The 10848-nt window shown below is 47.7% G+C and carries 7 protein-coding genes and 1 pseudogene; 6 read left to right on the top strand and 2 right to left on the bottom strand.

Annotated features, from left to right (window positions below):
- The 6 genes and pseudogenes from J3492_RS11870 to J3492_RS11845 all read left to right on the top strand — a co-directional run.
- Window positions 1–969: pseudogene (locus J3492_RS11870) on the top strand (RNA-guided endonuclease InsQ/TnpB family protein); the annotation flags it as partial.
- A 98-nt stretch (window positions 970–1067) separates the two neighbouring features.
- Window positions 1068–1940 carry a DsbC family protein gene (locus J3492_RS11865; protein ID WP_207992263.1) on the top strand — a complete coding sequence of 291 codons (873 nt, stop codon included), beginning with the start codon at window positions 1068–1070 and terminating at the stop codon, window positions 1938–1940.
- Window positions 1941–2082: 142 nt separating this feature from the next.
- Window positions 2083–3417: a homoserine dehydrogenase gene (locus tag J3492_RS11860; protein WP_207992262.1), complete on the top strand. Its 1335-nt coding sequence runs from the start codon at window positions 2083–2085 to the stop codon at window positions 3415–3417.
- Between the two features lie 184 nt (window positions 3418–3601).
- On the top strand, window positions 3602–4783 hold the full coding sequence (locus J3492_RS11855; protein ID WP_207992261.1) for a thiolase family protein: 1182 nt from the start codon (window positions 3602–3604) through the stop codon (window positions 4781–4783).
- 434 nt (window positions 4784–5217) lie between these two features.
- A complete protein-coding gene (locus J3492_RS11850; protein ID WP_207992260.1) occupies window positions 5218–6066 on the top strand; it encodes a DUF2382 domain-containing protein in 849 nt (282 codons plus the stop codon).
- Window positions 6067–6205: 139 nt separating this feature from the next.
- Window positions 6206–6874 (top strand): YsnF/AvaK domain-containing protein, encoded by a 669-nt coding sequence (locus J3492_RS11845; protein WP_243453243.1) that lies wholly within the window; start codon window positions 6206–6208, stop codon window positions 6872–6874.
- A gap of 73 nt (window positions 6875–6947) precedes the next feature.
- On the opposite strand, the gene J3492_RS11840 is transcribed toward J3492_RS11845, so the two are convergent.
- Window positions 6948–7265 (bottom strand): hypothetical protein, encoded by a 318-nt coding sequence (locus tag J3492_RS11840; RefSeq protein ID WP_207992258.1) that lies wholly within the window; start codon window positions 7263–7265, stop codon window positions 6948–6950.
- A gap of 311 nt (window positions 7266–7576) precedes the next feature.
- Window positions 7577–10402 carry a preprotein translocase subunit SecA gene (secA, locus tag J3492_RS11835; RefSeq protein ID WP_207992257.1) on the bottom strand — a complete coding sequence of 942 codons (2826 nt, stop codon included), beginning with the start codon at window positions 10400–10402 and terminating at the stop codon, window positions 7577–7579.
- Between the last annotated feature and the right edge of the window lie 446 nt (window positions 10403–10848).

Here is a 10848-nt window from a genome sequence, read left to right as displayed (position 1 = left end):
GGGGCGGGTGACTACCTGAATCTGCACAGTCAAACCTTGCAAGCGATCAGTGAGGTTCACGCTAAATCCCGTAAACAGTTTAAAAAAGCCAAACTAAACTGGCGCACCAACAACCCAAAGGCCAAGAGAAGAAGCTTGGGCTGGATTCCTTTTAAAAAGACCGCCATTAAGCACTTAGTAACCCGTCAATCAGGCAAGAAAAGCCTTAAATCTACTATTCAGCTAAGTCTCGCTAAGGGTAAAAAGCTGATCATTGATGTATGGGATAGCTATAACCTCTCGCTCTATAGCATCAATACTCTGGAGCTGGTACAAGACAATCGCGGCCACTGGTACGCCTGTGTCACCGTTAAAGATTTTCCAAAGATTAAGTGTGGTACTGGCCAAGTCGGTATTGATCTAGGCTGTAAAGATGCCGCAGTCAGTAGTGATGGTGACAAACTACAAACCAAAGTCACGCATCAATACGCCGAAAAACTGGCCATTGCCCAAAGAGCCAAGAATAAAAAACGGGTCCGTGCGATACACGCCAAGATTAAAAACACCCGTAAAGACCTCATTCATAAATTTACCAATAAATTAGTCAAAGCCAACAGCCTAATCGTTGTTGGTAAAATCAAATCAAACTTATTCACTTCATCCAAACTGGCCAAATCCGTCTATGACGCTGGTTGGTTTGACATTAAGCGGCAACTGGACTACAAATGCGCGAACGCAGGTTGCCACTATCTTGAAGTCAATGAAGCGTACAGCACCCAAACCTGATCAAATTGCGGCTCTCGCCAAGACAGTCCGAAAGGTAGATCAGGTCTTGGTATAAGAGAGTGGTTTTGTCGTTCTTGTAAAACGACCCATAACAGAGACGTTAATGGAGCAAAAAAACATTCTCGCGGTCGGGCTTGGCCGTCTTTAGTAGGAATCCCCGTTCCTTTAGGTCGGGGAGGAAGTCAAACAAATATGTTAGGATAGCGGGTTATGTAAGGCACTATCCATTATAGATTACTCACGCTCTACTTTTGCTTATCTCCAAATCATATTTAGGCACACGTGCCTATAGGAAACATCATATGTCTTTTTTATCCTCTCCTATGAACACCTCTCATACCTCACTTCGCCGTCACAGACTCTCTCACTCTATCATGGCGGCTGTAGTGGTATTTGGCATGGCAGGATGCTCAAACGCCAATGACAGCACTGATAATGATGCTAATAATACTGACGCTAGCGTGACCACGAGTACCCAAGCTAACAGTAACCCGGCAGCAACTGTCTCAGCAGACAGTGATGCGGCAGTGGTCAAGTCACTACAAGACAACTTACAGGCTTCTGGTATCGAAGAGACCATTACCTCAGCAGTGCCAACAGACATGGAAGGCATCTATTGGGTCAGTGCAGAAGGATTGCCGTCTTTTTTTACCGATCAAGCAGGCAAGCATATCATTCAAGGTCAGATCATCAGTGTGGGTGATGGCGTGCCCGTTGATATCAGTAGCCCTTTAGTCGCACGTACTGCTCAAGAAGCGCTAAAAAACGTTGATGAAAGTGAGCTGATTACCTATCCAGCCACAGGCGAAACCAAAGCGGTCGTGTATTCGTTTACCGATGCTGACTGTCCTTACTGTACCAAACTCCACGAAGAAATGAGCGATATCAACGCCCATGGCATCGAAGTACGCTACTTGGCATGGCCTCGCAACCAGCAGTCTATTCCCAAGATGGAAGCCATCTGGTGTAGCGAAGATCGTATGGCTGCTATGGATCAAGCGAAGATGGGCGCCAATGTACAAGCGCCCGCTTGTGAGAGTCCGGTAGCAAAGCATATGGCCTTAGGGGCCAGCTTAGGCGTGCGTGGTACGCCCGCTATCTTTACTGAATCAGGCGAGCAGGTCGGCGGCTATCTCCCTGCAGCACAATTGGCACAAGCGGTAGGCATCAACTGATCTTAATACTGTATGATATTTTTATGCAGATAAAAAAACATTAAACGCAATCGTAGCGTATGTAGACGCCACTAGCGCTTGTCAGTATGATAGGATAAAGCGCTGTTTTATTTTTTCACCTATTTGACCTCCTGAGGATACTGTGAGTAAACCCATCAAACTAGCGATACTTGGCCCAGGTACTGTCGGTACTGGCGTGATCAATCTAATCAATGACAACTTAGACGAGCTCAAACGTCGTAGTGGACGCGATATCATTATTACCGAAGTAGGAACACGCAGACAGCGTGATGATATTGACGCCAGTATTGTCCAATCTGATGATTTGATGGCGATTGCCAGTAGTGATAATGTCGATATTGTCATCGAACTTATTGGCGGCACGACTTTTGCCAAAGACCTCATCATGCAGGCGATAAAAAACGGCAAGCATGTGGTCACTGCCAATAAAGCCCTACTGGCCGAACATGGCAATGAGTTATTTGCCTTGGCAGAAGCACATCAGGTCCATGTGGCCTATGAAGCGGCTGTCGCAGGCGGTATTCCGATCATCAAAGTCATGCGTGAAGCTTTGGCTGCCAACAAGGTAGAATGGCTCGCCGGTATCATCAATGGTACAGGCAACTTTATTATGAGTGAGATGCGTGATAAAGGCCGTCCATTTGCAGATGTACTGGCCGAAGCCCAAGCGCTTGGCTATGCCGAGGCAGATCCGACCTTTGATGTCGAAGGTATCGATGCAGCGCACAAGCTTGCTATCCTAGCGTCCATCGCCTTTGGTATGCCGCTGCAGTTTGATAAAGTCTACTGCGAAGGCATCACTGGCATTACCTTGCAAGATGTCAACTATGCTGAAGAGCTGGGCTACCGTATCAAGCACTTAGGCTTTGCTGTACGCCGTGACAGCGCTGACTCAGACAGCTCTGGTATCGAGCTGCGTGTGCACCCGACCTTGATTCCACAAGATGCGTTACTGGCTAATGTCAATGGCGTAAAAAACGCCGTGTTGGTCAATTCACACCCGCTTGGGCAGACCCTGTATTGCGGGGATGGCGCTGGTGCCGGTGCCACGGCTTCAGCTGTGATGGCCGACGTGATGGACTTGGTGCGAATCTTAGGCAGTGATGACGCTGAGGGCAATAACAGCCATCATGTACCGCATTTGGCCTTTATGCCAGAGCAGCTGTCTGATAGCCCCATCCTGCGTGCCGAACAAATGACCACGGGCTATTACTTGCGTGTCCATGCTTATGACAATCCTGGCGTACTCGCTGATATCACCCGTATCTTAAGCGATGCCGGTATCAATATCGATGCTATCTTACAAAAGCCTGCGCACGACCTTGGACAAGTGCCGGTGATTATTTTAACCTTACCTGTGGTCGAAAATCAGATGAATCTTGCTATCGAAAAGATAGAGCAACTTGACGCTGTCACTGATAAAGTGGTGCGTATTCGCTTAGATGAGCTGGACTAATTTATAACAAAATTTAAATCAGCGCTCTTGAATTTCGATATTTAGGTGCGCATTATAATCAGACTATTCCATGATACTGCCGAATCGTATTTATGATACTTACCCATAACACTTGGCATCATATGAGGTTAAAAAAACCGACTGATTGCTGAGATTTTTAGAACTACGCAACAAGGAAATACCGATGTCAAATGATGCAATTGTAATTGTTAATGGTGCTCGCACACCAATGGCTGCCTTCCAAGGCGCACTAAAAGACGTTAGCGCTACTGATCTAGGTGCTACGGCTATTAAAGCAGCTGTAGAGCGTGCAGGTATCAGCGCAGAGAATGTTGATGAAGTCATTATGGGCTGCATACTATCAGCTGGTCTAGGTCAGGGCCCTGCTCGCCAAGCGATGCGTAAAGCTGGTCTTCCTGATGCGACCGGTGCTATTACCATCAATAAACTGTGCGGCTCTGGTCTAAAGTCTGTCATGCAAGCTCATGACGCCATCAAAGCAGGTAGCATCGATATCGCCGTCGCCGGTGGCCTTGAGTCGATGACTAATGCGCCTTATATCATGTCAGGTGCTCGTAGTGGCTACCGTATGGGCCATAAAGAAGTCAAAGATCATATGTTTTTAGATGGTCTAGAGGATGCCGAAACAGGTCGTTTGATGGGCGCATTTGCACAAGAGATGGCTGACAAAAAAGGCTATACTCGTGAGCAGATGGATGAGTTTGCCATTGAGTCGCTCAATCGTGCACTGACAGCGATCAAAGACGGTCACTTCAAAGATGAGATTGAGCCGGTTACCTTTAAGACCCGTAAAGGCGAGCAGACCGTCGATACAGATGAAGAGCCCGGCCTAGCCAATGCTGAGCGTATCCCTACGCTGCGTCCTGCTTTTGCAAAAGACGGTACCATTACCGCTGCCAACGCCAGCTCAATATCAGATGGTGCTGCTGCTGTGGTGCTGATGAAAGAGTCGCAAGCCAAGGCTGAAGGACTAGACTTTCAAGCACGTATCGTAGCTACTGCCTCACACTCACGTCATCCCAGTGAGTTTACTATCGCCAATATCGATGCGATCAAAAACTTACTCCCTAAAGCAGGCTGGTCAGTTGAAGATGTCGATCTATGGGAAATCAACGAAGCCTTTGCCATGGTCACTATGATAGCGATGGATGAGCTAAACATCGATCACGACAAGGTCAACATCGAAGGCGGCGCTTGTGCATTGGGCCACCCTGTTGGCTGCTCTGGCGCTCGTATCCTAGTCACGCTTATCAATTCACTAAAGCGCACTGGTGGCAAAAAAGGGGTGGCTACTCTATGTATCGGTGGCGGTGAGTCTGTTGCTGTCGCTATCGAAATGGACTAAATCGGCGCACTGCATTAGGTTGTCAAAACCCTACGCAATCAAAGCCTGATACAGTTACAACCCTATCTTAATATTCCAATAACCGCACTGTCAGCGTACAGTGCGGTTTTTTTGTTTAGGATTACAAACAGTCCTAAATCTAGCAGCCATGTAAAAAAGCGTTAACTTATACCATGACGATGTTGTACTACTTACAGGCGATTACACGCTTTTACCTCAGCAGCACACATTACTACTTCTCTCATATATTTCTTCAAAAACCTCGATGTTACTATGATCCTGTGTTGTTGGGAAAGCAGCTAAAAACAATCAACATAACAACAATTAATACGGTCAGCTATGTTTAGTAGTTGGCTCTATTTAACAACATTTTTTTTAGCATTATCGCTTTATCTCATAAAAATTTACTTAATAATAGAAAAGGAATGACATCAATGAGTCAGTTAATTCGCTTAAAAGACATTCAAGCCACACATAAAGATCTGATCGGTGATGATTACTATGATCCAACAGGCAAAAAAGCCTATGGCGTCAATGAAGAAAAAATCGGTGAAATCGAAGGCGCTCTAGTAGAAGATACCACGGGTCGTATTCGCTACTTAATCGTCGATGCCGGCGGTTGGTTTAGCTCAAAGGAAGTACTGGTCCCAGCAGGTCTGGCTCGTATCGTAGGAGATGATGTGTTCTTCGATAGCTTGACCAAGTCGCAAGTTGAAGCCATGGAAGAGTATGACCACGACTATCAGTACAGCTATAAAGAGCAGCACGAAAGAGACCGTCAAGCTTTTGTGGCCGATACCGTACCGACTGAAGAGCGTATGGACATCGCAGACAGTGCCTATGAGGCCCCAAATACTCTAGAGCTACTAGAAGAACGTCTGACCGTAAACAAAGACCGTATCGTCGCAGGTCTAGTCAAAGTCGGCAAGCATGTAGTGACTGAAGACCGCAATGTCGATGTGGAGCTCGAAGAAGAGCATGCGCATATCGAGCGCACCAATGTCGATCGCCCAACGGACAAACGCATCGGTGATGTCACAGCAAACGATGCTGTCGAAGTAGAGCTAGAAGCTGAGCGTGCCCGTGTCGGCAAAGAGACCTATGTCACAGAAGAAGTCCATGTCGGCAAGACCACTGAGCGCCATACTGAGACTATCGTCGAGACCATTCAGCGTGAAGAGCTCGATGTCGACCGTGATGGCAACGTCGTAGACCGTGAAGGCAATCTGGTAGACCGTGATGATATCACAGCAGACGATGTACGCCGTGCTCGTGGCATGTGATTGCAAAGTCGCTTTATTACCACTGAGTGATTAGACTCAGTCAATCAAGGTCAGGGTCAATCTCTGGCCTTTTTGCTGCTTACACACAATTTTTAAAGGCCCTTCTTCACAGCACTTTTGAACCATAAGGATGATGATTATGAATAATGGACACGATAAAAAAAATACCGCCGACACCAAAGCAAAGATAGAGAATCATACCGCTGAGAACAAACTGCCAACACCGGACAAGCTATCAACATCGGATAGCATGGCCCAAACAGCTGATGACACCCTCGACGACACACGGCTAAAACCCACTGCAGATATCCCTGCCGACGAAGCTGGCGACACGCACCATATCGAGTTATTAGAAGAACGCCCCGTGGTCAATAAAGAGCGCTTGGATGTTGGCAAGGTCACCATCAGCAAGCACACACGCAGTAAGACCATTGAGGTTCCTATCGAACTGATAGAGGAGTATATTACCGTTCGTACTGCCTACCATGATGCCGAAAGCCAAGACCTACTCACGGGTAAGTATGACGAAAAGGACATACTGCGACATGTCGAGCCAGCGCTTGATAGCAAAGCGGTCGTTACCATCAATGATAAGCAAGTGGAGATCGGTGATGAGCCCGTCGAGATCGTGCTATCACGACAAGTGGCTACCGTTACCAAAGATACTTATGCCATTCAGGAAGTCAAAGTGAGCAAAACCACCCATACGCATACTGATCGTATTCAAGTTGAGCTCAAACATGAAGAGCTGGATGTCGAAGAAGAAGGGTTTTTGGCCCATGAGACAGGACGAGTACATCACAAATAATTCCTGCCAAACACAGTGCTGTTAGCGGCAAGTGGTCTCCGAGTCCGTATACCCAAGAGCGTACTGCGCTAGCTCACTGTGCTGCTTCGACTTCTGGATCCGTATCAGCCTCTATCGCTATCTCATCGCCTGTGTCAGGCTCTATTTCATCTACCTGATCATCTGCTATCGCATCAATAGTGGCTGGGTCGTCAAGCATACCGTCATCCACTACTAGGTCGCTGGGCTCTGCAGGCTCCGCCGACATCGGTACCGACTCTTCTACATTGACGCTGTCGTCTATATCTGCTTCTGTTTCTTGCTTCTGACAAGCGCTGACGCTCATGACAGCAGCCAACAAACCTGTCATCACTACATAAAATCGTGCTTGTTTTACTGGTACGAGCCTCATCGTCATCTCCTAAATAGATAGGTTAAATACTATAGCCTGTACCTATAGATACGCCTATGCTGATTTTGTAATTTCAAAAAAAATACCCACAATAGCGAGCCATTATGGGTACTTATCATTCATGCTATCGTTAAGCAATGAAGCCACATATAGTCGATACACTCTAAAAATATCATAGCGCTACTGGGATGCTTTCTGTTCAAAATATAGGTTGCGCAGCCTCTAGGGAGAGCAGCACGCAAGTAAAATCTATACCAGTAGCGCGTTTAAATCCATAGCAGTTTTACATTCAGCTGACTATATGCACTGAACTAGATTTTGCCGTGGCACTGTTTGTATTTAAGCCCTGAGCCACAAGGACAAGGCGCATTACGACTGATATTCATACCTGCATATGGGTTTGCCTCAGCGTCAGCGGCATTGGCTTCATCAGCACTTGCAGCCATACCGGCACCAGCCGCCACACCGCCACTCAGATTGACTCGCATCTGTCCATTGGCACGGGCTTGTTGGTTTTGCGGCCGCGGGGCAGGCTGCGACTCGCCAGCTAGGTTGTCGACTTCATTGTGCTCAAACTGCATCTGCATACGCTCTGCATCAGCACGCTGCTGCGCCTCTAGCGCCTCAAGCTCCTCTTTGGTTGGGATATGGACACGAGATAGATCCTGCACTGTCTCTGACTTAATCGCCCCTAGCATCATCTGAAACAGCTCGAATGACTCGCGCTTATACTCCTGCTCAGGGTTTTTTTGGGCATAGCCACGCAGATGAATGCCTTTACGCAGCTGATCCATCTGGGTGAGGTGCTCTTTCCAGTGCTTATCGAGACTTTGCAGCATAAAGTGACGCTCAAGTTGGGCGGCGTTTTCTGCACCCATCTGCTCGCGGCGACTGTGATAATGCGCAAGCGCAGTATCGATAATCTTCGCTCGCAGGCCTTCTTCGTCAAGGCGACGATCTTCATCGAGCCAATCATTGATCGGCATGTAGAGTTTAAACTCGTCTTCGAGCTCGTCCTCTAGCCCATCGATATTCCATTGATCATCGATAGAGCCTGGCGGGATAAACTGATTGATCATGGCATTGTAGACGTCATGATGCATGGCTTCGATGGCTTCTAGTAAGTCGGTCTCAGCGAGTAGATCATCACGCTGAGAGTAGATGACTTTACGCTGCTCGTTAGCGACATCATCGTACTTTAGGAGGTTTTTACGCGCATCAAAATCGCGGCTCTCGACTTTGCCTTGTGCATTTTCGATCGACTTGGAGACCATCTTGTGTTCGATGGCTTCGTCTTCTTTGAGGCCCATGGCTCGCATCATATTGACCACACGATCGCCGGCGAAGATACGCATCAAATCATCTTCTAAGGATAAGAAAAACCGTGACATACCAGGGTCACCCTGACGACCGGCACGACCACGCAGCTGGTTGTCGATACGGCGGGACTCATGACGCTCAGAGCCGATGATGTGTAGCCCGCCTGCTTCGACCACCTGATTGTGCTTGACCAACCACTGCTCTCGCAAGCGCGCCATCTCTTCAGGGCTGACATTGTCGATATCTTCGATAAACGACTGCCAGTTACCACCCAAGATGATATCGGTACCACGGCCCGCCATGTTGGTGGCGATCGTGACGGCTTTTGGGCTACCTGCTTGGGCGATGATCTCGGCTTCACGCTCATGCTGCTTGGCGTTGAGGACATTGTGTTTGATGCCTTCTTGATCGAGCAAGTACGACAGCTCCTCACTGGCCTCAATGGTCGCCGTACCGACCAGAACAGGCGCACCTTTGGCCTGAATCTCTTTGATCTCACGGATGATGCCTTTGTACTTACCTAGTTTGGTCAAGAAAATCTGATCATCCATGTCGATACGAGCGATCGGCTTGTGCGTGGGGATGACGATCACTTCTAAATCATAGGTGGACTTAAACTCTGCCGCCTCGGTATCGGCCGTACCCGTCATACCTGACAGCTTGTCATACAGACGGAAGAAGTTCTGGAACGTGGTGGTCGCCAGCGTCTGGTTCTCTGCTTGAATCTCGACGCCTTCTTTGGCTTCTACTGCTTGGTGTAGCCCTTCAGACCAACGGCGGCCCGGCATGGTACGACCCGTGTTTTCATCGACGATGACCACCTCACCGTCGTCAACGATATAGTGAACGTTTTTGACAAAAATATGGTGAGCACGGATGGCCGCCTGCACATGCGCAAGCAGCGGCAAACGGCTGGGACTATACAAGCTTTCGTTTTCGCCAAGCTCGCCGACTTTTACCAAAAAGCGCTCAATCTTCTCATAGCCTTTTTCGCTAATCTCGATTTGACGATTTTTTTCATCGATCCAAAAGTCTTGGTCTTCGTTGTTTTTATTGGCTTCTTCGTCTTCTGAGCGTTTGAGTACGGGGATAATGGTGTTGATCAGCGCATACATGCGTGATGAGTCTTCGGCCTGCCCTGAGATGATCAGTGGCGTACGTGCTTCATCGATCAAGATGGAGTCAATCTCATCGATGATACAGAAGTTTAGCGGGCGCTGTTTTTTTTCGCTCAGGCTAAACACCATGTTGTCACGCAAGTAATCAAAGCCGTATTCGTTGTTGGTACCGTAAGTGATGTCCGCTTGATAGGCATCAACTTTTTCTTGCGGTGGCTGCTGTGAGTAGATGACGCCAACCGTCAAGCCCAAAAAACTAAACAGCGGACGGTTTAAGTCCGCATCACGGGCGGCCAGATAGTCGTTGACCGTGACCACGTGCACGCCTTTACCACTGATGGCGTTGAGATAGATGGCCAAGGTCGCCATCAAGGTCTTACCCTCACCGGTTTTCATCTCGGCGATTTTGCCTTCGTGCAGGGTGATACCCCCGATCAGCTGCACGTCATAGTGACGCATGCCTGTGACCCGTAACGAGGCCTCACGACAGACAGCAAACGCCTCTGGCAGTAGATCATCTAAGCTCTCGCCTTTTTGAAAACGTGATTTAAACGCTTCGGTTTTTTGTTGCAGTTGCTCGTCAGACAGGGCTTGCACCTCAGCCTCATGGGCATTTATTTTGCTCACCACACGGCGCATACGCTTGAGTTCACGGTCGTTTTTGGTGCCAATCACACTGCCTACAATCTTTGATAACATAATTTTTTAACCTATGGAAATATTTGATAATCAGCCTAGCGTTTCGGGCTATCTGCGCATTATTATCGCCGAGCCAAGTATCACCCAATTAAGTGTGTCGTCATTATATATGGTTATGCTGCTGATGGATACAAGGGTATTGAGCAGACCAGTAGACAGATAAATGCTGCACTATATGCTTACATCGAAAAACAGCCGCTCATGTTAAAATGGTGCTTATGCCAATAAACCAGATGATGGACGCTAACGCTATAAAACCCTGTATTCTAGGTAGGCTGTGGCTTTAGTGAAGCACTGCGCTATATTTTGCAAAATATCTTACAGAAATTCCATTTAAAGAATTTCTCTTGCGAAACTAAAATTGTAATACAATTTTTTAACGTTTCTCAGAGCTAAAGCCACAGCCTACGCCAACACATTTAGTGAGTTGATAGTGTGATTACAAC

It is taken from the genome of Psychrobacter coccoides (assembly GCF_017498085.1).
Classification (GTDB): Bacteria; Pseudomonadota; Gammaproteobacteria; order Pseudomonadales; family Moraxellaceae; genus Psychrobacter; species Psychrobacter coccoides.
Note: the sequence above shows the minus strand (reverse complement) of the source record. Positions and strands in the feature narration are given on the sequence as shown.

What these genes read in the sequence shown, in the direction of transcription:
- J3492_RS11865 (WP_207992263.1), top strand. Translation starts at nt 1,068, where the DNA reads ATGTCTTTTTTATCCTCTCCTATGAACACCTCTCATACCTCACTTCGC.
- J3492_RS11840 (WP_207992258.1), bottom strand. Translation starts at nt 7,265, where the DNA reads ATGAGGCTCGTACCAGTAAAACAAGCACGATTTTATGTAGTGATGACA.
- J3492_RS11850 (WP_207992260.1), top strand. Translation starts at nt 5,218, where the DNA reads ATGAGTCAGTTAATTCGCTTAAAAGACATTCAAGCCACACATAAAGAT.
- secA (WP_207992257.1), bottom strand. Translation starts at nt 10,402, where the DNA reads ATGTTATCAAAGATTGTAGGCAGTGTGATTGGCACCAAAAACGACCGT.
- J3492_RS11845 (WP_243453243.1), top strand. Translation starts at nt 6,206, where the DNA reads ATGAATAATGGACACGATAAAAAAAATACCGCCGACACCAAAGCAAAG.
- J3492_RS11855 (WP_207992261.1), top strand. Translation starts at nt 3,602, where the DNA reads ATGTCAAATGATGCAATTGTAATTGTTAATGGTGCTCGCACACCAATG.